Annotated in this window: 18 protein-coding genes and 1 other RNA gene; 9 read left to right on the forward strand and 10 right to left on the reverse strand. The window is 65.3% G+C overall.

The annotated features are described in order from the left end of the window. The first annotated feature begins 69 nt into the window (after window positions 1-69). The 5 genes from CH276_RS11430 to CH276_RS11450 all read left to right on the forward strand — a co-directional run bounded on the left by CH276_RS11430 (window position 70) and on the right by CH276_RS11450 (window position 4191). Window positions 70-648, forward strand: a complete 579-nt coding sequence (locus tag CH276_RS11430; protein ID WP_254925919.1) for a TetR/AcrR family transcriptional regulator — start codon at window positions 70-72, stop codon at window positions 646-648. Beyond that, on the forward strand, window positions 645-2048 hold the full coding sequence (locus tag CH276_RS11435; protein WP_094631653.1) for an MFS transporter: 1404 nt from the start codon (window positions 645-647) through the stop codon (window positions 2046-2048). Before CH276_RS11430 ends, CH276_RS11435 begins: the two co-directional genes overlap by 4 nt. 25 nt (window positions 2049-2073) lie before the next feature. After that, an RNA gene (rnpB, locus tag CH276_RS11440) (RNase P RNA component class A) lies at window positions 2074-2515 on the forward strand. A 60-nt stretch (window positions 2516-2575) separates the two neighbouring features. Then, entirely contained in the window at window positions 2576-2758 is a 183-nt protein-coding gene (locus tag CH276_RS11445; protein ID WP_045194843.1) for a hypothetical protein, read from the forward strand. Between the two features lie 2 nt (window positions 2759-2760). Further along, window positions 2761-4191: an RNB domain-containing ribonuclease gene (locus tag CH276_RS11450; RefSeq protein WP_094631654.1), complete on the forward strand. Its 1431-nt coding sequence runs from the start codon at window positions 2761-2763 to the stop codon at window positions 4189-4191. Here CH276_RS11450 and pip read toward each other — a convergent pair. The 4 genes from pip to CH276_RS11470 all read right to left on the reverse strand — a co-directional run bounded on the left by pip (window position 4181) and on the right by CH276_RS11470 (window position 8330). Continuing rightward, window positions 4181-5137 (reverse strand): prolyl aminopeptidase, encoded by a 957-nt coding sequence (gene pip, locus CH276_RS11455; RefSeq protein ID WP_094631655.1) that lies wholly within the window; start codon window positions 5135-5137, stop codon window positions 4181-4183. The genes CH276_RS11450 and pip overlap by 11 nt on opposite strands. Window position 5138: 1 nt before the next feature. Then, complete coding sequence (locus CH276_RS11460) at window positions 5139-5588, reverse strand: hypothetical protein (RefSeq protein WP_045194848.1); 450 nt, start codon at window positions 5586-5588, stop codon at window positions 5139-5141. A gap of 41 nt (window positions 5589-5629) precedes the next feature. Further along, on the reverse strand, window positions 5630-6481 hold the full coding sequence (panB, locus tag CH276_RS11465; RefSeq protein WP_094631656.1) for a 3-methyl-2-oxobutanoate hydroxymethyltransferase: 852 nt from the start codon (window positions 6479-6481) through the stop codon (window positions 5630-5632). A gap of 118 nt (window positions 6482-6599) precedes the next feature. Beyond that, window positions 6600-8330: an NAD+ synthase gene (locus CH276_RS11470; protein ID WP_094631713.1), complete on the reverse strand. Its 1731-nt coding sequence runs from the start codon at window positions 8328-8330 to the stop codon at window positions 6600-6602. Between the two features lie 80 nt (window positions 8331-8410). Between CH276_RS11470 and CH276_RS11475 the strand changes: the two genes are divergently transcribed. The 3 genes from CH276_RS11475 (at window position 8411) to CH276_RS11485 (ending at window position 14597) form a co-directional block, all read left to right on the forward strand. Beyond that, entirely contained in the window at window positions 8411-9979 is a 1569-nt protein-coding gene (locus tag CH276_RS11475) for an alpha/beta hydrolase (protein ID WP_094631657.1), read from the forward strand. Between the two features lie 102 nt (window positions 9980-10081). Beyond that, window positions 10082-11422, forward strand: coding sequence for a type I glutamate--ammonia ligase (gene glnA / locus CH276_RS11480; protein WP_032379097.1), 1341 nt, complete (start codon window positions 10082-10084; stop codon window positions 11420-11422). Window positions 11423-11549: 127 nt separating this feature from the next. Beyond that, a complete protein-coding gene (locus CH276_RS11485; RefSeq protein ID WP_032394433.1) occupies window positions 11550-14597 on the forward strand; it encodes a bifunctional [glutamine synthetase] adenylyltransferase/[glutamine synthetase]-adenylyl-L-tyrosine phosphorylase in 3048 nt (1015 codons plus the stop codon). Between the two features lie 9 nt (window positions 14598-14606). On the opposite strand, the gene CH276_RS11490 is transcribed toward CH276_RS11485, so the two are convergent. The 5 genes from CH276_RS11490 to glnA (CH276_RS11510) form a co-directional block, all read right to left on the reverse strand. After that, on the reverse strand, window positions 14607-15590 hold the full coding sequence (locus CH276_RS11490) for a glycine betaine ABC transporter substrate-binding protein (RefSeq protein ID WP_045194853.1): 984 nt from the start codon (window positions 15588-15590) through the stop codon (window positions 14607-14609). Then, window positions 15590-16375, reverse strand: coding sequence for an ABC transporter permease (locus CH276_RS11495; RefSeq protein WP_032394432.1), 786 nt, complete (start codon window positions 16373-16375; stop codon window positions 15590-15592). The genes CH276_RS11490 and CH276_RS11495 overlap by 1 nt, the downstream gene beginning before the upstream one ends. Continuing rightward, window positions 16372-17568: an ABC transporter ATP-binding protein gene (locus CH276_RS11500; protein ID WP_032394431.1), complete on the reverse strand. Its 1197-nt coding sequence runs from the start codon at window positions 17566-17568 to the stop codon at window positions 16372-16374. Before CH276_RS11500 ends, CH276_RS11495 begins: the two co-directional genes overlap by 4 nt. Next, the gene (locus tag CH276_RS11505; RefSeq protein WP_094631658.1) at window positions 17561-18211 is read right to left on the reverse strand and encodes an ABC transporter permease; all 651 of its coding nucleotides are present in this window, start codon (window positions 18209-18211) and stop codon (window positions 17561-17563) included. The genes CH276_RS11500 and CH276_RS11505 overlap by 8 nt, the downstream gene beginning before the upstream one ends. Window positions 18212-18387: 176 nt before the next feature. Beyond that, window positions 18388-19824 carry a type I glutamate--ammonia ligase gene (glnA, locus tag CH276_RS11510; protein WP_032368128.1) on the reverse strand — a complete coding sequence of 479 codons (1437 nt, stop codon included), beginning with the start codon at window positions 19822-19824 and terminating at the stop codon, window positions 18388-18390. A gap of 167 nt (window positions 19825-19991) precedes the next feature. On the opposite strand from glnA (CH276_RS11510), the gene CH276_RS11515 reads away from it, so the two are divergent. Further along, window positions 19992-20456: an RDD family protein gene (locus CH276_RS11515; protein WP_032394429.1), complete on the forward strand. Its 465-nt coding sequence runs from the start codon at window positions 19992-19994 to the stop codon at window positions 20454-20456. A 39-nt stretch (window positions 20457-20495) separates the two neighbouring features. On the opposite strand, the gene CH276_RS11520 is transcribed toward CH276_RS11515, so the two are convergent. Beyond that, window positions 20496-21251 carry a DUF4191 domain-containing protein gene (locus CH276_RS11520; RefSeq protein WP_032394428.1) on the reverse strand — a complete coding sequence of 252 codons (756 nt, stop codon included), beginning with the start codon at window positions 21249-21251 and terminating at the stop codon, window positions 20496-20498. Between the last annotated feature and the right edge of the window lie 59 nt (window positions 21252-21310).

Genomic DNA, 21310 nt, shown 5'->3' on the forward strand with positions numbered 1-21310 from the left:
AGGGAACTGTAGTGAAGCGCTCCACAATCGCCCTTGAGTAAGTAGTTAGTAACCAGTAACTTAATTGTCATGGCGCAGCGAGAACGTATGACCGGACCCGACCGTCGCGAGCAGATCCTGCGGATCGCAGCAGACGAATTCGCTACGGCCGGACTCCACGGCGGTTCGACCGAGGCGATCGCCCGCGCAGCCGGGATCACACAGGCCTACATCTTTCGGATATTCGGAACCAAGAGGGCGCTGTTCTCCGAATTGGTCGTCGCGTCCTTCGACCGGTTGGCGAACGGAATGCGCGAAGCGGCGGGAACGGAAACCGGGCAACAGGCGTTGGCGTCGATGGGGGAGCGCTACTACAGCATGCTCGAGGATCGAACCTCACTGTTGCTGCAACTACAGGGGATCGCAGCATGTGGCGACCCCGAGGTCCGAGACGCGGTGCGGTCCGGCTTCGGCCGGATGTGGAACACCGTCGCGGAGATCACCGGGCTCGATGCCGTGACCGTCAAGGCGTTTCTCGCGTTCGGCATGCTGCTCAACAGTGGTGCGGCCCTGCAGATCGACGACGTCGACGCACCGTGGGCGAACGGAGTCGGCACTCGCATCCAGGCCGGACTGTTCGACCACATCACGAGCGATACGAACCGATGACCGCCGACGCCGAGTGCCGCGACTCGCGACTGCTCGTGCTCGCGTTGGTGTTCGTCGGAGTGGTCGTGGCCGCCGTCGGCAGTCTCGGTGCTCCGTTGATCACCAGTGTTGCAACCACTTTCGATGTCTCGCTGTCGAGTGCGCAGTGGACGCTCACGGTGGCACTCCTGACCGGCGCTGTCGCGACGCCGATTCTGGGCCGTCTCGGATCGGGTCCGCATCGACGAGCGGCAATTCTGGGAACACTCGGCGTCGTCTCGGTCGGTGGACTTCTGACCGCACTGCCATTGCCCTTTTCGTGGCTACTACTCGGCCGAGCGGCCCAGGGAGTGGGGCTGGCGCTGACCTCGATGCTGATGGGCGTAGCGCGAGATCATCTGTCCGACAGGCGCGCTGGATCGACCATTGCGTTGTTGTCGGTTGCATCGACGGCGGGCGTCGGCGTGGGCTACCCGTTGTCCGGGTTTCTGACCGACCACGGTGGGATTCGCGCCGCATACGGCCTCGGTGCCGCTCTGACAGTGATGGCGTCGGCTGTTGCTCTGAAGGTGATTCCACCCTCGCCGCAGAAGTGTTCGACTCGAATCGACGTTCCCGGTGCAGTGCTGCTCGCGCTCGCTCTGTCCCTGGTGCTGATTCTCGTCAGTGAAACGGCGCTGTGGACGAGCCACCCATGGGCGGTGGGGATACTGGCCACAATCGCGGTTGTCAGCGCGGGAATGTGGGTCCGCGTCGAACTCAGGAGCTCGGCACCGCTCGTCGAGCTCCGGTTGCTCCGCCGTAGGGCCGTGGTCGGAGCGAACGGGGCGATGTTCCTGGGCGGCATAGGCATGTATCTCCTGCTCACCATCGTGACGCGATACGCGCAGACACCTTCCGCTGCCGGCTACGGCTTCGGGCTCGATGTCTTCACGGCAGGGCTGGTCCTCGTTCCGTTCTCCGTGTCCGGGTTTCTCGCGGGCAAGCTGGTGCCCCGCGCACTACGTCGGCTGGGGCCCGCCCATGCGCTGACGGTCAGCGCGCTCGTCGTTCTCGGAGCTCTCGCCCTGTTCGCCGGGACCCGCACCAGCGTTCTGGAACTCGGTGCGGCAACGGCAATTCTGGGCTTCGGCGTAGGTAGCTTCTCGGCTGCGATCCCGGCTGTCGTTCTGCCGGTCGTGCCTCCGGCGGAGACGTCGAGTGCCATGAGTATCAACCAGGTGGTGCGCAGTGTCGGGTTCGCGTTCGGTAGTGCGATCGGTGGTCTGGTACTTGCCGCCGGAACGAATTCGGGTTCGACCTCTCCCGCAGAGGGGTCGTACACGTCGGCCGCCTGGGTCGGCGCAGCCGTCACCGCTGCCGCGGCCGTCACGACTGCCACCGTCCTTCGTGGCCGGGCAGCCGCCGAGCCGTCGACGTGAGACGAGTAGAGTACGCAACCGCGAACGAGTTGGCCGGACGGCTGCGGCTCGAAGGACGGGCGAACGAGTGTCGTCGCGCTTCGAGCCGAGGAAAGTCCGGACTCCACAGAGCAGGGCGGTTGTTAACGGCAACCCGAGGTGACTCGCGGGACAGTGCCACAGAAAACAGACCGCCTGCGGATCGGTTCTTCGGAATCGAACGGCAGGTCAGGGTGAAACGGTGCGGTAAGAGCGCACCAGCATCCCAGGTGACTGGGATGGCTAGGTAAACCCCGCCCGGAGCAAGGTCGAAGGCTGCACCCCGAAAGTGGTGCAGCTGCGCAGGTGCTCGAGGGCTGCTCGCCCGAGCCTGCGGGTGGACTGCTCGAGGTACCCGGCAACGGTGTGCCCAGATGGATGGTCGTCGACGTCGAACCCGCGAAAGCAGGAACGGCAGACAGGATCCGGCTTACAGGCCGACTCGTTCGCACTCACTATTTCTTCCGCAGTTCTCCTGCGGTGTCGCTCCATGGGGCACACTGGAAGTCATGACCGACGACGACACCTCCTGGTACTACGACATCAGCACCAAGCAGGTCGTACAGGGCAAGCAGACCAATGCCCTCGACCGCATGGGCCCGTATCCGGACAAGGCCACCGCGGAGCAGGCGCTGAAGATCGCCGCGGCGCGCAACAAGGCCGCCGATTCCGACGACGACTGGAACAACTGACGGTGCTGCTCACCCGGCTGAGGGCCCCGGGCTTCGACTTCGAGGCCATCAGATCCGAGTTCGCACTGAACGAAGCGTTCGACGCAGACGTGATGCGCGAGTCGGTCGAAGCCCGAGACCTGCACGCCGACAGCAGAATCGACCGCACCGACATCCCGTTCGTCACCATCGACCCGCCCGGCTCGAAGGACCTCGACCAAGCCGTACACATCGAGAAGACGTCCAACGGATTGGTGGTGCACTACGCAATCGCCGACGTGGGCGCACTGGTGACGCCCGGGGGAGCGCTCGACACCGAAACCCGTCGACGCGGTCAGACGTTCTACCTTCCCGACGGATCCGTACCGTTGCATCCACGAGAGCTGTCGGAGGGCTCGGGCAGCCTGCTCGAGGGCCAGACGCGTTGCGCCGCGCTATGGACCATCGAACTCGACGACGTCGGCGAGGCGGCCGCGTGGACCGTCACCCGCGCGCTCGTTCGATCGACCGCCCGGCTCGATTACGCCGCAGTGCAGGCCGATGTGGACGCGGGGACACCGCATCCGTCCATCGCAGCGTTGGCCGAATTCGGGGCCCAGCGCGCAGCTGCAGCGAGACGGCGCGGAGCCGTCGACATCACCCTGCCCGAGCAGGAAGTGGTGCCGGACGGGCGAGGCTGGCGCATCGTGCTGCAACCACGCACCGCAGTGGACGGGTGGAACGCCGAAATATCGCTGCTGACGGGAATGTGCGCCGCCAGAGTCATGCTCGACGCCGGAATCGGTATCGTGCGCACCCTCCCGCCTGCCTCGTCCGAATCCGTGGACACACTGAAGAAGACGGCAGCAGCCCTCGGAATCGACTGGCCCGCAGGCGCATCCGCCGGGTCTGTGCTGGCGGGTCTGCCCACCGACGAGCCGTCGACACTGGCGATGATGACCCAGGCGACCGGTTTGTTGCGCGGTGCGGACTACCTCGCGTTCGACCGCACGACGAACCCTGTGGACAGTGATACATCGGTCGAGCATTCGGGAATCGGCGCGCCGTACGCGCACGTGACGGCACCACTGCGGCGGCTGTCCGATCGCTTCGCCACCGAGGTGTGCCTGGCCGTCGTGGCCGGAGTGCCGGTACCGGACTGGGCGGCGCAGGCGCTGCCGGAGTTGCCCGCCATCATGCGTGGATCGGATTCCGCGGCGTCGAAGGTGGACCGGGCCTGCATCGACCTCACCGAGGCGCACGTACTGGAAGACAGAGTGGGCGAGCATTTCTCGGCCGTCGTGCTGCGCGGTGCCGAGGGGAAGCGGGACGCCGAGGTGTTGGTGTCGCAGCCGATCGTTCTCGGCAAGTGCGACGGAGAACCGCCCGCGGGAGAGTCGGTGAAGGTCCGGTTGACCCGGGCCGACACCGACTCGCGCACAGTCCGGTTCGACTACCCGGCCGTCACTGCCTGAAACGATCCGTCGCCTCGACGAGGTGATGCACGATGCCGGGTTCGGCTGCAGAGTGCCCGGCGTCGTCGACGATCACCAGGTCTGCCGAGGGCCAGGCCTTGTGCAGCGCCCACGCGCTCGTCGCCGGGCACACGACGTCGTAGCGGCCCTGCACGATGACACCTGGAATGCCGTCGAGCAAGTGGGCATCACGTAGCAGTTGATTCTCTTCGAGAAAGCAGTTGTTACGGAAGTAGTGGTTCTCGATACCGGCAAATGCCAGGGCGAACCGCGAGTCCGAGTTGTCTTGCACTGCATCCGATTTGGGCAACAGGTAACTCGTCGCCGCCTCCCAGGTGGACCACGCCACCGCGGCTTTCGTAGCGGCCTCGCGGTCGTCGGACGTCAACTGCCGGTGGTATGCCTCGACGAGATTGCCGCCGCGCTCGTCCTCCGGAACAGGTTCGAGAAACTTCTCCCACAGATCGGGGAAGATGTGGCCTGCCCCGCCGCCGTAGTACCAGTCGATCTCCGACGGCCGCACCAGGAAAATCCCCCGCAGAATCAGTCCTCGCACGCGATCCCGGTGCGACTGTGCGTACGCCAGCGACAGCGTCGAGCCCCAGGAACCGCCGAACACCAACCACGTGTCGATGCTCAGATGTTCCCGCAGCTTCTCCATGTCCGAGATCAGCCGGTCGGTGCTGTTGACCGACAGATCGGCGCCGTCGGCGATGTGCGGGGTCGACTGCCCGCAGCCCCGCTGATCGAACAACACGATTCGATAGGCCTGCGGGTCGAAATACCGCCGTTGCAACGGATTGGTGGCCCCGCCGGGACCGCCGTGTACGAATACCACCGGAGCGCCGTCGGGATTACCGGAGACTTCCCAGTAGATCTGTTGTCCGTCGCCGACATCGAGGTGTCCGGTGTCGACAGGATCGATCTCGGGGTACAGAGAACGCATCCTAGAAGCCCACCAGACCGGATGCGAGGTCCGGAATGTCCAGCGAGCGGATGGCCTCGTCCCGCACGTCCGAGCACGTCTCCGTCGTGATGTCGTCGACGATCGCTCGGTTCTGCACCACCTGCAGGTTGATGACGCCGCTCTGCGCCGCCCAGGTCTGCACCAGGATGTTGAGCCCGCCCCGGCCGAGCGTCGGCCCCTGGACGCGCCAATTGGACAGCTGCGCCTCGAGATCGGTGCACAGCTGTTGCTTCTGGGCATCGGTGATCACTGCTTCCGCCGGCGGTGCGGTGACCGTGGTGGTCGGCACGACAGTCGTCGTCGTCGACGACGAACCGGTGTTGGTCGTATCCGTGCTGCACGCACCGATCAGCGTGAGGAGCGCAGCCGCGCCGACTACTGCGACTGCGCTTCTCCGTGCCTCGAAGGTCGAACCTCGTCTGAGTTTCATGGTCCGAGTGTGCCATCCGCACCCGACGGAGACGGTAACGATCAGTAGCTGTGTTCGGGCCCGGGGAAGACACCCGACCGCACCTCGGACAGGTACGTCGTTGCCGCGGTCCGCAAGGAGTCGCCGACGTCGGCGAACTTCTTCACGAACTTCGCGGTCTTACCGTTGGTGTATCCGGCCATGTCCTGCCACACCAGAACCTGCGCGTCGCATTCGTTGCCCGCACCGATGCCGACCGTGGGAATGGTCAGCTTGCGGGTGACCTGGCCGGCAATGTCGGCGGGAACCATCTCCATGACGACGGCGAATGCTCCCGCTTCCTGGACTGCGATGGCGTCGGCCACCAGCTGCTCGGACGCGTCTCCGCGACCCTGAACGCGGAAGCCACCGAGGGTGTTGACACTCTGCGGGGTGAAGCCGACGTGGGCCATCACCGGGATGCCCGCGGCAGTGATCGCGGCGATCTGAGCGGCCACGCGCTCGCCGCCTTCGAGCTTGACTGCGCCCGCGAGACCCTCCTTCATGAACCGGACAGCGGTTTCCAGTGCCTGCTGCGGCGAGGCCTCGTAGGTGCCGAAGGGCAGATCTGCGACGACGAGGGCGTGCGGTGCGCCCCGGACCACTCCGCGGACCAGCGGAAGGAGCTCGTCGACGGTGATCGGCACGGTGGTGTCGTAGCCGTAGACGACGTTTGCCGCCGAGTCGCCGACGAGGAGAACCGGAACTCCGGCTTCCTCGAAGATGCGGGCGCTGGAGTAGTCGTAGGCGGTGAGCATTCCCCAGCGCTCACCGTCGGCCTTCATCTGCAGAAGGTGGTGGGTGCGGGTCTTGCGGGTCAGCGCGGTGGAGGGTGCTTCCTGAGCGGATCCGCCGTACACAGCAGTTTCGGACATCTTTGTCCCTTTCTGGTCCTCGAGGCCCGCTCGGCGGGTCCCCGGGATGGGGTGTGATGACGTGGGCAAGTCTGCCACTGCTCACGACCTGCCGGACCGCTACCGGCAGTGCAATTCGTCACACCCCGCCGCGCGCCGCGTAGTTCCGCCAGCCGTTGGTGATCGGCATGCGGCGGTCACGTCCGAACGCACGAGAGGTGACCTTGGTGCCGATCGGATACTGACGCCGCTTGTACTCCGACGCGTCGACCTTGCGCAGGATGTCCGCGACCACCGCGGCCTCGAATCCGGCCGCCACGATGTCCTCGAAGCCCTGGTCGTGGTCGACGTACCTGAACAGGATGGCGTCGAGCTCGTCGTAATCGGGCAACGAGTCGGTGTCGAGTTGCCCCGGCCTGAGCTCTGCGGACGGCGGCTTGTCGATGCTCGACTCGGGGATTGGAGGAATGTCCCCACGGTCGGCCGCGGACTTGTTTCGCCACCGCGCCAGATCCCACACGAGCGACTTCGGCACGTCCTTGATCGGCGCGAAGCCGCCGACGGCATCCCCGTAGATCGTCGAATAGCCAACGGCCAGTTCGGATTTGTTGCCGGTGGCCAACACCAGATGGCCGAAGCTGTTCGACAGTGCCATCAGCACCATGCCCCGGCACCGCGCCTGGATGTTCTCCTCGGCGAGCCCGGTCAGATGCAGCTGGTCGACGTAGCGGGCGACCATGTCGGCAATCGGCTCGACGCGGAAATGAACACCCGTGCGCGACGCGAAATCCTCTGCGTCGGTGCGAGAGTGAGTCGACGAGTACGTCGAGGGCATCGACACTGCGTGTACCGCATCGTGGCCCAGGGCGTCGACGGCGATCGCGGCGACCACCGCCGAATCGATTCCGCCGGACAATCCGAGAGCCACCGAACGAAAACCGTTCTTGTGCACGTAGTCTCGTAGACCCGTCACCAGTGCGCCCCACACCTGTTCCTCGGTGCTCACGATCTCTGCGAGGAACGGCTCGGCTCGCTGCCAGCCGGTGACCGCCACGTCGGGGAGCGTGACCCGATCGATGGTCCAGCCGGGTACCTCGGCGGCATCCGGATGTGGTGCCGTCGGAGCATCGACGTCGACGATCAGCAGATGCTCGACGAATTGCGGGGAGCGACCCCAGGTGGAGCCGTCCGGACCGACGACGAAACTCGCCCCGTCGAACACCAACTCGTCCTGGCCGCCGACGACGTTCACATAGGCGATCGGAGCGCCGATCTCGGTGGCCCGTCGCAGGGCGATGGAGCGACGCACCTCGTCCTTCCCCTGCTCGAAGGGGCTGGCGTTGAGGCAGAGCAGCATGTCCACCCCGGCCGCGGCATAGGCGGGCACGGACCCGCCCGGTTGCCAGATGTCCTCGCAGACAACGACGCCGAGCCGCAGGCCGTTCACCGTCGTGATGCTCAGGCCGGATCCCGGAGCGAAGTAGCGTGCCTCGTCGAACACTCGGTAGGTGGGGAGCGAGTGCTTGTCGTACCGAGTCGTCACCCGTCCGTCGGTGATCACTGCCGCGCTGTTCCGCGAGCCCTCGGCGTCGCGATCGAGGTAGCCGACCACGACGATGCGATCGCCACACCCGGCAGCGTCGAGGGCTGTCGCCAACTCGGTGAGGCAGTGCGCCGACGCGGCGGCGAACGACGGTCGCAGAGCCAGATCCTCGACGGGGTATCCCGTCAGCGCCATCTCGGGAAACACCACCACGTTGGCACCGTCGTGAGCTGCGCGGACCGTCCACTCGACGATCGCTGCGGAATTCGCTGCAAGATCGCCGACCACGGAGTTGATCTGGGCGAGGGCGAGTCGAAGTGCCTGCACGGCATCCACGCTAGTGCTCGCACGACGTCCCCGCCGGGCAGCGGGAGCGGAGGGTCCGAAAGACCTGGCACGATCGTGCCATGAGAACGCGCACCAGGAGCACGGCCGTGGCACTGTCCACGGTCGCCGTGTTGGCCGTCGGCTGCTCCACGTCCGAGCCGACAGCCACTCCCGAGAACTCCGGTGCGTCGGACAGCTCCTCATCGGCATCCGCCGTCGGCCCGATCCCCTCGGGGCTCGAAACGTTCTACACCCAGACGCTGGAGTGGGAAAGCTGCGACCGGTACAACACCGACGGCAGCGAACTGGGAAGTGCCGTCGAATGCGCGATGGTGACCGTGCCGTTGGACTACGCCGACCCCGAGGGCAGGACGATCGAGGTCGCCATCTCACGGACGAAGGCGACGGGCGAGAAGATCGGATCGGTACTGATGAACCCGGGCGGGCCCGGATCGTCGGGCCTCTACCTCGCCGGGCAGGCCGAAGGCACCGCCGTCGCCGATCGCTTCGACCGCATCGGCTTCGACCCACGCGGGATCGGAGCATCCGAGCCGGAGGTCCGTTGTCTGACGTCCGAGGAGGTCGACCAGGAGCGTCGCGAACCCGATGTGGACGTCAGCCCCGAAGGCATCGCGGCGACCGAGGCCGAACATCGGGACTACGCCGCGCAGTGTGTGGAGCGGACCGGGGCGGACGTGCTCGAGCACGTCGGCACCCGCGAGGTGGTGCGGGACATGGACGTCATCCGCGCAGTTCTGGGCGACGAGAAGCTGACCTACATCGGGTACTCCTACGGCACGCGAATCGGGACCGCGTACGCCGAGGAGTTCCCGTCGAACGTGCGCGCGATGGTGCTCGACGGTGCGCTCGATCCCGACCAGTCACCCGTCGACGAGGCCGTTGCCCAGGGGGCGGCATTCCAGACCGCGTTCGACGCTTTCGCCGCGGACTGCGCACAGACCGAGACCTGCCCGCTCGGAACCGACCCGACGCAGGCCGTCGCGCAGTTCCGGTCCCTGGTGGACCCACTGATCGACCGACCCGCCGACACGACCGATCCCCGTGGCCTCAGCTACGACGACGCGATCACCGGAGCCCAGCAAGCGCTGTACTCACAGCAACTGTGGCGTCTGCTCCGGGCCGGGTTGAACGAATTGCGCGACGGTCGGGGCGACACGCTGCTCCGGCTCGCCGACACCTACTCCGGCCGGCTCGAGGACGGTAGCTACACCAACATCGACGACGCATTCAATGCGGTTCGTTGCGTCGACGGCCCACCGACCACCGATCGCGCAGCGGCCGACGAGGCGGACGCCCGGTTCCGTGCCGCCGCGCCGTACCTGGACGACGGTCGGGCGACGGGCAGCGCGCCACTGGACCTGTGCGCCTTCTGGCCGGTGCCGAACACGAGTGATCCGCACATCGTCGACGTCGAGGGACTGCCGACGCTGGTGGTCGTCTCGACGACCAACGACCCGGCCACGCCCTACCAGGCAGGTGTCGAGCTGGCGGCGCAGCTGCGCGCGGATCTGGTGACGTACGACGGAACGCAGCACACGGTCGCCTTCTCCGGCGTCGACTGCATCGACGAGCCTTTGGTGAACTACCTCGTCGAGCTGGTGCCGCCGGAGGACGGATTGCGGTGTTGACGTGCTGGCTCACGTCCAGCGAAGTGCGCAGAGAGTTTCACGAAGTGAGACCGAATTCACGATGTAACACAGATTTAACTCCGTTTGCTTACTCTCGCGTTCATGGATCGTCAAAAGGAATTCGTGCTCCGGACCCTCGAAGAGCGCGACATTCGTTTCGTCCGCCTCTGGTTCACCGACGTTCTCGGGTACCTCAAGTCGGTGGCCATCGCCCCCGCCGAGCTCGAAGGGGCTTTCGACGAGGGGATCGGTTTCGACGGTAGCGCCATCGAAGGATTCGCCCGCGTGTCCGAGGCCGACACCGTGGCCAAGCCCGATCCGTCGACGTTCCAGATTCTGCCGTGGTCCACCAGCAAGGGGCACCAGCACTCGGCGCGGATGTTCTGCGACATCGCCATGCCCGACGGCTCGCCGTCCTGGGCCGACTCACGCCACGTGCTGCGTCGCCAGCTCAGCAAGGCCGCGGACCTGGGATTCAGCTGCTATGTGCACCCCGAGATCGAATTCTTCCTGCTCAAGGACGCTCCGCAGGACGGCTCACCGCCGACCCCGGCCGACAACGGCGGCTACTTCGATCAGGCCGTACACGACTCGGCCCCGAACTTCCGCAGGCACGCCATCGACGCGCTCGAGTCGATGGGAATCTCGGTCGAGTTCAGCCACCACGAGGCCGCACCGGGCCAGCAGGAGATCGACCTCCGCTACGCCGACGCACTGTCGATGGCCGACAACATCATGACCTTCCGCTACGTGGTCAAGGAAGTCGCCATCGAAGAAGGCGTGCGCGCGACGTTCATGCCCAAGCCCTTCAGCGATCAGGCCGGCTCGGCGATGCACACGCACATGAGCCTGTTCGAGGGCGACGCCAACGCCTTCCACAACCCGGACGACCCGATGCAGCTCTCGGAGACCGGCAAGTCCTTCATCGCAGGCATCCTCGAACACGCCAACGAGATCAGCGCCGTGACCAACCAGTGGGTCAACTCCTACAAGCGGCTCGTGCGCGGCGGCGAGGCACCGACGGCGGCGTCGTGGGGACCGGCGAACCGCTCGGCACTGATCCGCGTGCCGATGTACACCCCGAACAAGGCATCCTCACGCCGAGTCGAGATCCGCAGCCCTGATTCGGCCTGCAACCCGTACCTCGCCTTCGCGGTTCTGCTGGCCGCCGGTCTGCGCGGTATCGAGAAGGGCTACACCCTGCCGCCCGAGGCCGAGGAAGACGTGTGGGCACTGACCTCCGCGGAACGTCGCGCCATGGGATACAAGGAACTGCCGGGCAATCTCGATCAGGCACTGAACGCGATGGAAGGCTCCGAACTGGTCGCCGAGGCACTGGGCGAGCACGTCTTCGACTTCTTCCTCCGCAACAAGCGTCGCGAGTGGGAGGAATACCGCAGCCACGTCACGCCGTACGAGTTGAAGGCCTACCTGGGTCTTTAACAGCACGGCGTCGTCATGGGCTACGTTCTAGTCGATCGTGAATGGTAGTTCCGATGCCGGCGCGGGCACCCTCGCGTCGCATTACAGACGACGGGGTAAAACTGTGGCACGCCGAGGTGGATTCTAGATGGTGCGTCCTCCTACTTCCAGATCCGTCGTTCCCGGACCGGGCCGACTCGGCCTGGTCGAAGAGACTGCGCCGTCCGATCTGCGCACTCTCGGTTGGACGGACGAGGACAGCCTCGAGCTGCTCTGGTCGCTCTCGCGTGCGCCCAATGCCGATCTCGCGCTCCGCACCCTCGTGCGGTTGTACGAGTTGCTCGGTTCCGGTTGGTCGGAGTTCGACACGGCGCTGCGCACGGACAAGGGATTCCGCGGGCGCATCCTCGGACTCGTCGGTGCCTCGAGTGCGCTCGCCGATCACCTCGTGGCCGACGACAGCACGTGGCGTCTACTGCTGACCAAGGAAGGTCAGGGCACCGGGGTCTCGGCGAAGATCGAACTCCCCAGCAAGGCGACATTGGTCGCGGAACTCCTCGAGGTGGTCGGGGCAGAGCCCGAGACCGGACCCAATGCCGCGCCCGACCTGTACCGGGCGTCGATCACCGGACCGCCAGCCGTGATCGCCCTGCGCAAGAAGTACCGCGACCAGATCATGGTCCTGGCGGCGTACGACCTCGCCGCAACCGTCGAGAACGAACCCGTCCTGCCGTACACGGTGGTCGGATCGCAACTGTCCGACATGGCCGATGCCGCGCTCACTGCGGCACTCGCCGTCGCCGTCGCCACCGTGTGCCCCGACGCCCCGTGCCCGACGCGCTTGGCCGTTGTCGCGATGGGCAAATGCGGTGCGCGCGAACTCAATTACGTCTCCGACGTCGATGTCGTGTTCGTCGCCGAGCCTGCCGACTCGCAGGCGAGTCGCATCGCCGGCGAGATGATGCGCATCGGATCCTCGGCCTTCTTCGAGGTCGACGCGGCGCTGCGTCCCGAGGGCAAGCGCGGCGAGTTGGTAAGGACCCTCGACTCGCACGTGGCCTACTACAAGCGCTGGGCCAAGACCTGGGAGTTCCAGGCGTTGCTCAAAGCACGCCCGATGACCGGCGACATCGCGCTCGGCAACGATTACGTCGACGCGGTCAACCCGATGGTGTGGTTGGCCAGCCAGCGCGAGGACTTCGTGCCCGAGGTGCGCGCGATGCGGCGTCGAGTCGAGGAGATGGTGCCGCCGGAGCTCCGCGAGCGCGAGATCAAACTCGGCCGCGGAAGCCTGCGGGATGTCGAATTCGCGGTCCAGCTCCTGCAATTGGTGCACGGTCGAACCGACGAATCGCTGCGCGTACTCGGCACGACCGACGCACTGACCGCACTCACCGAGGGCGGCTACGTCGGCCGCGACGACGCCGCGAATCTGACGGCCTCCTACGAGTTTCTTCGGCTGATCGAGCACCGCCTGCAGCTGCAGCGAATGCGGCGCACGCACACCCTGCCTCCGCAGGACGACGAGGAAGCTCTGCGGTGGCTGGCCCGGTCGGCGCACATGCGACCGGACGGCAACCGCGACTCCCTCGGGGTGCTGAACGCCGAGATCAAGCGCAACGCACAACGCATCAGACGGTTGCACGCCAAGCTCTTCTACCGGCCGCTGTTGGACTCGGTGGTCAAGTTCGACTCGGAGACAGTGCGGTTGACGCCGGACGCCGCGACGCGTCAGCTCGCAGCGCTCGGCTACGCGACTCCCCAGAACGCATTGGGCCACCTTCGTGCGCTCGTCGGCTCGGGTACCCGTCGTGGTCAGATCCAGGCCGTGTTGCTGCCGACGCTGCTGGAGTGGCTTGCCGACACACCCGATCCCGACGCCGGACTGCTCAACTACCGCAGGCTGTCGGAATCGGCGGGGGAGCAGACGTGGTTCCTGCGGGTGCTGCGCGACGAAGGCGCAGTGGCTCAGCGGCTCATGATCGTGCTCGGCTCCTCGGCGTACGTGCCGGACCTGCTGATCAAGGCCCCCGAGGTCATTCGGTTGTTCGCCGACGGACCCACCGGCCCTCGGCTGCTCGACGTCGAGCCGGAGGAGACGTACCGCGCGATCCTGTCGTCCTCGGCCAGGTACGAGGACCCGGTACGAGCGATCAACGCCGCCAGGGCTTTACGACGCCACGAACTGGCCCGGGTGGCCTCGGCAGACATTCTCGGCATGCTCGACGTCCCTCAGGTGTGCCGCGCGCTGTCCTCGGTCTGGGCCGCGGTGATCAACGCAGCGCTCGCCGCTGCAGTGCGAGCCAGCGAGAAGGAACGCGGAGAACCTGCACCGGCAACTCTCGCCGTCATCGGTATGGGACGCCTGGGCGGCGGTGAGCTCGGCTACGGCAGCGACGCAGACGTGCTGTTCGTCTGCGAACCGGTGGACGGCGTCGACGAGACCGTTGCGGTCAAGTGGGCCAACACCATTGCCGACCGCATCCGCAAACTGCTCGGCGCGCCCAGCACCGATCCGCCGCTCGAGGTCGACACCGGTCTGCGGCCGGAAGGCCGCAACGGCCCGGTGGTGCGCACCCTGGCGTCCTACGCCGCGTACTACTCGCAGTGGGCTCAGGCCTGGGAAGTGCAGGCTCTCCTGCGCGCACACCAAGTGGCCGGCGACCAGGATCTCGGCATCCGATTCCTGCTGATGGCCGACAAGGTGCGCTACCCCGAGGGCGGTGTGTCCGCCGATGCGGTCCGCGAGATTCGACGCATCAAGGCGCGCATCGATTCCGAGCGTCTGCCCAAGGGAGCCGACCCATCCACCCACACCAAGCTCGGACGTGGGGGACTGGCAGACATCGAGTGGACCGTTCAGCTGATCCAGCTCAGGTACGCGCACAAGGTCCTCGCGCTGCACAACACCTCGACCCTGCAGTCACTCGACGCCATCGGTGCGGCCGAGCTCATGAGCGAAACCGACGTCGAACTGCTCAGGGAAGCCTGGATCCTGGCGACGAAGGCACGCAACGCGCTGGTGCTGGTCCGCGGCAAGCCCACCGATCAGCTGCCGCGACCGGGAGCTGTGCTCTCCGCAGTTGCGCAAGTGGCGGGCTGGGAGAACGGCGACGCCGGAGCATTCCTCGACAACTACCTGCGCGTGACACGTCGAGCGAAGGCAGTGGTGGAACGGACCTTCGGCGGAAGCTAGTCCCCGTCTCTAGTCGCTGCCGACGGTGACGAACCCCTGCTGAACCATCCAGTCCCGTGCGACGTCCGCGGGCTCGCGGCCGTCGATGTCGACCTGCTTGTTCAACTCGGAAATGGCCTCGTTGGTCAGCGCCGCCGAGATCGGTGCGGTCACCTCGGCGATCTCGGGGTACTGATCGGCGACCTCCTGACGGATGATGACCGTCGCGTTGTAGCGCGGGAAGAATGACTTGTCGTCTTCGAGCACGGTCAGATTCAGCCCCTTGATTCGGCCGTCGGTGGTGAACACCTCGCCGAATCGGCACTGCGAACCGTCCGCGGTCGCCTGATAGATGACGCCGGTCTGCAGGATCTGCACCGGGATGGCGTTGGCGTCGAAACCGTAGGTGGCGGCGAGGCCGGGGAGCCCGTCCTGGCGACTGTTGAACTCGGTTTCGACGCACAGAGCGGCAGCGGCTGGATCGCGGTTCACCAGAGCGGCGTAATCCGAGAGCGTGCGTACGCCGGTCTCCTGTGCTACCTGCTGATTCATGGCCAGGGCGTACGTGTTGTCCATCGGCGCAGGATTGACCCAGTCGATACCGTTGGCCTTGTCGGCGTCACGCACTGCTTCGAACTGTTCGGTCGCATCGGGAATGGGTGTCTCGTTGCCCAAGTAGTTGATCCACCCGGTTCCGGTGTACTCGTAGGCAAGGTCGACCTGGCCGCTCTGCATGGCCAGCCGGACGCTCTGCGAGCCGACGATATTGGTGAGGTCCCGGACGTCGGCACCGGCTGCACTGAGAGCGAATTCGAGGATGTAGCCGAGGATGATCTGCTCGGTGAAGTCCTTCGATCCGACGGTGAACTCGGCACCCTCCAGCCCGGGGAGCGGAGTGATGCTGCCGGCCTCGACCGACAACGGCATAGCGCCGCCGGACTGCAACCCGCACCCCGTCAGCGCGAGAGCAGTGGTGGCGCACAGCGCAGCGAGTCGTCGAGTGGTGCGTCGCATCAGCGGAGTCCTTTCGGTCCGAGGTAAGCCTCGGCGAGTGCGCCCAGCCAATCCACCAGCAGCGCGAGTGCGACCGCGAGAACGGCACCCACCACGAGAATGAGTGGCTGGTTGAGCTTGTAGCCGGTGTCGATCAGGACGCCGAGGCCACCCGCACCGACAAGGAAGCTCAGCGTCGCCGTGCCGACGGCGAGAACCAGAGAGGTACGCAGGCCTGCCAGTATGAACGGCACCGCAAGCGGAAACTCGATGCGGCGCAGAATGCCCATGTTCGACATGCCCTGACCACGAGCTGCATCGATGTACGTCGGTTCGACGGTCTGGAAGCCCAACATCGTATTGCGCAGAACCGGGAGCAGCGAATAGAACGCGATAGGGAGCACGCCGGTCCAGAAGCCCGTTGCGCCCGTCCAGAGGAACAACAACACCAGAAGTCCGACGGCGGGCGCGGCCTGCCCGATGTTCGCGATACCGATGAACAGCGGCGCGGCCTTGCGATACCCGTTGCGAGTCAACAGAATTCCCAGCGGTACGGCGATGACGAGTACCAGCGTCGTAACCACGAAGGTGATCAGTACGTGCTCGAGAACCCGGGTGGAGATCGTGTTGATGTTGATCGTCTCGGCCTGTGTCGCGGTGAGATCTCGGGTCAACGCATAGACCAACAGAATTGCCACGATGAGCAGCACGACGGCCGGTTGGATGAGCAGACGAATTCGCTCTGCGCGTTTGGCTGCGCGCGCAACGTCCTTGGTCTCGTCGCCGGTATCGGCGAGGGTCGTCACGACGGTGTCCCGACGTCTGTGCGCGCCTCGTCGTGATCGTTGGCGTGCTGCGATCGCAGAGATTTGATGGTGTCGATCAGTACGTCGATCGTCACGGTGCCGACGTATTCGCCGCGATTACCGGTGACGGTGGCCGTCGCGTTGCCCTCGGAGAGCAGAGCTTCGAGTGCGTCCTGGAGGGTCGATTGCGTCGAGACCATCTCGCCCATCGGCACACCGACGTCGCGCAGGCTCCCGACTCCGACGAGGTGGCGTCGATCGGTCCACCGAAGCGGGCGCTTGCGCGAGTCGAGGATGATTCCCCACGCCTCGGGATCGGAGCCGAGTGCCGAGTTCATCGACTCCACCGAGTCGTCCTCGCCGAACACCGGCACATCGGACAACTCGATGTCGCGAACTCGCATCAGCGTCAGCTGCTTCAACGCGGCTCCGGCCCCGACGAATCCCGCGACGGTGTCGTCCGCGGGGTTGGCGAGGACGGCCTCGGGAGTGTCGTACTGGAGGATCGTGGACTGGTTCCCGAGTACCGCGATTCGGTCACCGAGCTTGACGGCCTCGTCGAAGTCATGGGTCACGAAGACGATGGTCTTACCCAGCTCGGCTTGCAGGCGCATCAATTCGTCCTGCAGCAGTCCTCGGGTGATCGGATCGACCGCGCCGAAGGGCTCGTCCATCAACAGCACCGGGGGATCGGCGGCAAGTGCGCGGGCGACGCCGACACGCTGCTGCTGGCCACCCGAGAGCTGACGCGGATAGCGCTCGCGGTAGACCGCCGGATCGAGCCCGACGAGATCGAGCATCTCGTCGGTGCGATCGTTGATGCGTTTCTTGTCCCACCCGATCAGCCCGGGCACCATTCCGACGTTCTGCGCGATCGTCATGTGGGGAAACAGGCCCGCCTGCTGGATGGAGTAGCCGATGGTACGGCGCAGCTCGTTGGGGTCGATCGAGAGCGCGTCCTTGCCGCCGATGGTGATGCGGCCCGATGTCGGCTCGATGAGCCGGTTGATCATGCGCATCGTCGTCGTCTTGCCGCAACCCGAGGGCCCGACCAATACGACGACCTCGCCGGCCGGAATCGTCATGGACACGTTGTCCACGGCCGCGAGCTTCTGCCCCGGGTAGCTCTTGGTGACGTTCTCGAGCACGATTTCCGCGCCGGAGACGTTCGATGTACGGGTCGAGTCACTCACGAATACCCCTCGAGGTGGTCAGTTTGCCGATCAACACGTAGATCCCGTCCAGGATCAACGCCAGCAGGACGATCAGGACAGTGCCGGTGAGGGCCTGCGGTAGCGCAGTGGGGCTACCGACTCGGGCGAGACCGGAGAAGAGCAGATTGCCCAGGCCCGGTCCTTTGGCGTATGCGGCGATGGCGAGAATGCCCATGGCCATCTGAGTGCTGATGCGCATTCCGGTGAGAATGGACGGCCAGGCGAGTGGGATCTCGATGCGCCGAAGCACCAGGGTGCGGCTCATGCCGATTCCGCGGGCGGCGTCGGAGACGGCGGGATCGACGGCCGCCAGGCCCACCACGGTGTTGCGGATGATCGGCAGCAGGGAATAGAGGACCAACGCGGTCACCGTGGGTCGAACGCCCAATCCCATGATGGGGATGAGGACACCCAGCAGCGCGAACGAGGGGATGGTCAGGATCGTGCTCGCGAGAGCCGTCGCGATCGCCGATCCAGCGGGGCTGCGGTAGACGAGAACTCCTATCGCGACGCCGATGACCGTCGCTAGCACGACGCACTGCACGACGGCCGAGACGTGCAGATAGGAGTCGATCGCCAACTGTCTTCGCCGTCCGACGATGAATTCCCACAGTGCATCCATGCAGTTGTCGTCCTCTGTTCGCCGTGAGCGGATAAATACCTTTACCCTCCGTGCCAACTATCAAACGCCGACCGGTCCGGATTTTTTGCCGATCTGCACCAGAATTCGGCGGCGAAGAACGCGAAACGCCCGGCCGAAAAGATTCGGCCGGGCGTTGTCGATGAGAAATCAGACGATCACACGTCGTAGTACAGCGAGAACTCGTACGGGTGCGGACGCAGGTTCACCGGAGCGATTTCCTGCTCACGCTTGAGCGAGATCCAGGTCTCGATCAGGTCGGTCGTGAACACGCCACCCTCGGTGAGGTAGTCGTGATCGGCCTCGAGACGGTCGATGACCGCGTTCAGCGAGGTAGGTGCCTGAGGAATGTTCTTGGCTTCCTCGGGCGGCAACTCGTAGAGGTCCTTGTCGACCGGTGCCATCGGCTCGATCTTGTTCTTGATTCCGTCCAGACCGGCCATCATCTGAGCGGCGAAGTTCAGGTACGGGTTACCCGAGGAGTCCGGCGCACGGAACTCGAGGCGCTTGGCCTTCGGGTTGTTGCCGGTGATCGGGATACGAACCGCGGCGGAGCGGTTGCGCTGGCTGTAGACCAAGTTGATGGGGGCTTCGTAGCCCGGCACCAGACGGTGGTACGAGTTGATCGTCGGGTTGGTGAACGCCAACAGCGACGGTGCGTGATGCAGGATGCCGCCGATGTAGTGGCGCGCGAGATCCGACAGTCCGGCGTATCCGGCCTCGTCGTGGAAGAGAGGCTTGCCGTCCTTCCACAGCGACTGGTGCACGTGCATACCCGAGCCGTTGTCGCCGAAGAGCGGCTTCGGCATGAACGTAGCCGACTTGCCGTTCTGCCATGCGGTGTTCTTGACGATGTACTTGAACAGCTGCAGGTCGTCTGCCGCACGAAGCAGCGTGTTGAACTTGTAGTTGATCTCCTGCTGGCCGCCGGTGCCCACCTCGTGGTGCGCACGCTCGAGCTCGAAGCCGGCGTTCTGCAGGTTGGTGGAGATCTGGTCGCGCAGGTCGACGTAGTGGTCGTACGGAGCGACGGGGAAGTAGCCACCCTTGAAACGCACCTTGTACCCGAGGTTCGGGCTGCCGTCGGCCTCGGTCTCGGCTCCGGTGTTCCACCAACCCGAGGACGAATCGACCTCGTAGAACGCACCGTTCGCCTGCGAATCGAAGCGCACGGAATCGAAGATGTAGAACTCTGCCTCGGCACCGAAGTACGCGGTGTCTGCGATGCCGGTGCTGGCCAGGTACTCCTCGGCCTTACGGGCAACGTTGCGCGGGTCGCGGCTGTAGGCCTCACGCGTGAACGGATCGTGAACGAAGAAGTCGATGTTCAGCGTCTTGGCATTGCGGAAGGGATCGACCTGAGCGGTGGCGTAGTCCGGAAGCAGAATCATGTCGGACTCGTGGATCGACTGGAAGCCGCGGACCGACGAACCGTCGAACGCGAGGCCGTCCTCGAGCGTGTCTGCCGTGAACGCCTTGGCGGCGATCGAGAAGTGCTGCTGTGCACCCGGCAAATCCGTGAACCGGATGTCGACGTATTCGATTCCTTCATCTGCGATGAACTTGATGACCTCTTGGGCCGTGGAAAACGCCACGCTTTTGCTCCTTTGTTGAGTCCGTCAACCTGACGGTATGGACTTGGTGTTGCCCGCCCGTCAAGCTCGTGTTTCGCCCGTGTTACGCGTCCTGGCTCACGACTGGCACGGACAACAGTACGTCCAGGTGTTTTCCCGTGTGCCCGACCGCGCCTATCCTGGAAATCATGGCACGAATGACAGGGTCCTGGTTGTCCGGACCGGCCTCCGCGAACCCACGTGAACCCCAGAACTTCCGCGGGGAGGAGTTGGGCCTACCGCAGCAGGGTGTCGGCGCGTTGGCAGGTACCGGACGCCGGGTTCTCGCGTTGGTGCTCGATTGGACGATGGCCACCGGCGTGGCATCGCTCGTTCTCGGTGGATACACCACGAGCGGACTGATCTCGACGATCGTGCTGGCCGTGTGGTTCGGCGTCGGACTGGTGAGCGTCTCGCTGTTCTCGTTCACCCCGGGGCAATTCATCGCCGGTATCCAGGTGGCACGCATCGACGCACCCGCGCGGGTCGGCTTCGTGCGCGCGCTTGTTCGGCAGCTCATCCTGCTGTTCGTGGTGCCGGCCGTCGTCACCGACATGGACGGCCGGGGAATGCATGATCGTGCAACGGGAACAGCCCTGCTGCGAACCCGCTGAGGGTCTGCGCACCAGGGCTGTTCGAGCGGTCGTGAGTTGTCAGCGGCGCTTCATGGTCCGCTGAACGCCCTTCATCTTGGCTCCGCCGGGAATGGGTCCCTTCGGCATGGCAGGTCCACCCTTGGTACCCAGAGCCGAGAGTCGCGACTCGATGGTGTCCATGCGCTTGCCGTCGATGTTCTTCGGCAACTTCGACAGGTACTTCTGCAGACCCGAGAGCGGAATCTGGTTCTCTTCGTTTCCGACGATGATGTCGTAGATCGGAGTGTCGCCCACCAGGCGTGCGGTTTTCTTCTTCTCCTGAGCCAACAGTGACTTCACGCGATGCGGTGCACCCTCGGCAACGAGAATGACACCGGGCTTGCCGATGACACGATGCACGGCGTCGAGGTGGGTGGTTCCGGCGATCGCATTGGTCACCCGCCACGACCCCTGCAGGTTGTCCAGCGCCCATGCAGCCGCGCCTGCCTGCCCGTCTGCCTTCTTGTACACCGACTTCTGCACACGGCGACCGAAGATGATGAACGCAACCAGGACGCCCAGGAGCAGTCCGATGGGGAGCAGGAACCACTGGAAACCGAAGGCCAGGCCGATGAGGAACCCGAGGAGTCCGAGCCCGACCACCGATCCGATCATCAGCGGAAGGAGTGCCTTGTCGTCCTTGCGCTGCATCTGAAACGCCTGCCAGAGCTGCTTGCGCCGTTCCCTCGATGCCTGCTTGCGCGCCGCTTTCGCAGCCGCCTTTGCTTCCTTGCTGGGCTTTGCTGCTTTGCCAGCCTTACTGCCGTTCGCCATACCTCACAGGATACGTGCTGTGCCGACGCTCACGTGCACCGCGCCGGGTTGGCAGACAG

This window comes from Rhodococcus sp. 06-470-2, assembly GCF_002258235.1.
Taxonomy (GTDB): Bacteria; Actinomycetota; Actinomycetes; order Mycobacteriales; family Mycobacteriaceae; genus Rhodococcoides.

Coding starts and splice junctions, on each gene's coding strand:
- CH276_RS11430 (WP_254925919.1), top strand. CDS start 70: ATGGCGCAGCGAGAACGTATGACCGGACCCGACCGTCGCGAGCAGATC.
- CH276_RS11435 (WP_094631653.1), top strand. CDS start 645: ATGACCGCCGACGCCGAGTGCCGCGACTCGCGACTGCTCGTGCTCGCG.
- CH276_RS11445 (WP_045194843.1), top strand. CDS start 2,576: ATGACCGACGACGACACCTCCTGGTACTACGACATCAGCACCAAGCAG.
- pip (WP_094631655.1), bottom strand. CDS start 5,137: ATGCGTTCTCTGTACCCCGAGATCGATCCTGTCGACACCGGACACCTC.
- CH276_RS11460 (WP_045194848.1), bottom strand. CDS start 5,588: ATGAAACTCAGACGAGGTTCGACCTTCGAGGCACGGAGAAGCGCAGTC.
- panB (WP_094631656.1), bottom strand. CDS start 6,481: ATGTCCGAAACTGCTGTGTACGGCGGATCCGCTCAGGAAGCACCCTCC.
- CH276_RS11475 (WP_094631657.1), top strand. CDS start 8,411: ATGAGAACGCGCACCAGGAGCACGGCCGTGGCACTGTCCACGGTCGCC.
- glnA (WP_032379097.1), top strand. CDS start 10,082: ATGGATCGTCAAAAGGAATTCGTGCTCCGGACCCTCGAAGAGCGCGAC.
- CH276_RS11485 (WP_032394433.1), top strand. CDS start 11,550: ATGGTGCGTCCTCCTACTTCCAGATCCGTCGTTCCCGGACCGGGCCGA.
- CH276_RS11490 (WP_045194853.1), bottom strand. CDS start 15,590: ATGCGACGCACCACTCGACGACTCGCTGCGCTGTGCGCCACCACTGCT.
- CH276_RS11505 (WP_094631658.1), bottom strand. CDS start 18,211: ATGGATGCACTGTGGGAATTCATCGTCGGACGGCGAAGACAGTTGGCG.
- CH276_RS11515 (WP_032394429.1), top strand. CDS start 19,992: ATGGCACGAATGACAGGGTCCTGGTTGTCCGGACCGGCCTCCGCGAAC.
- CH276_RS11520 (WP_032394428.1), bottom strand. CDS start 21,251: ATGGCGAACGGCAGTAAGGCTGGCAAAGCAGCAAAGCCCAGCAAGGAA.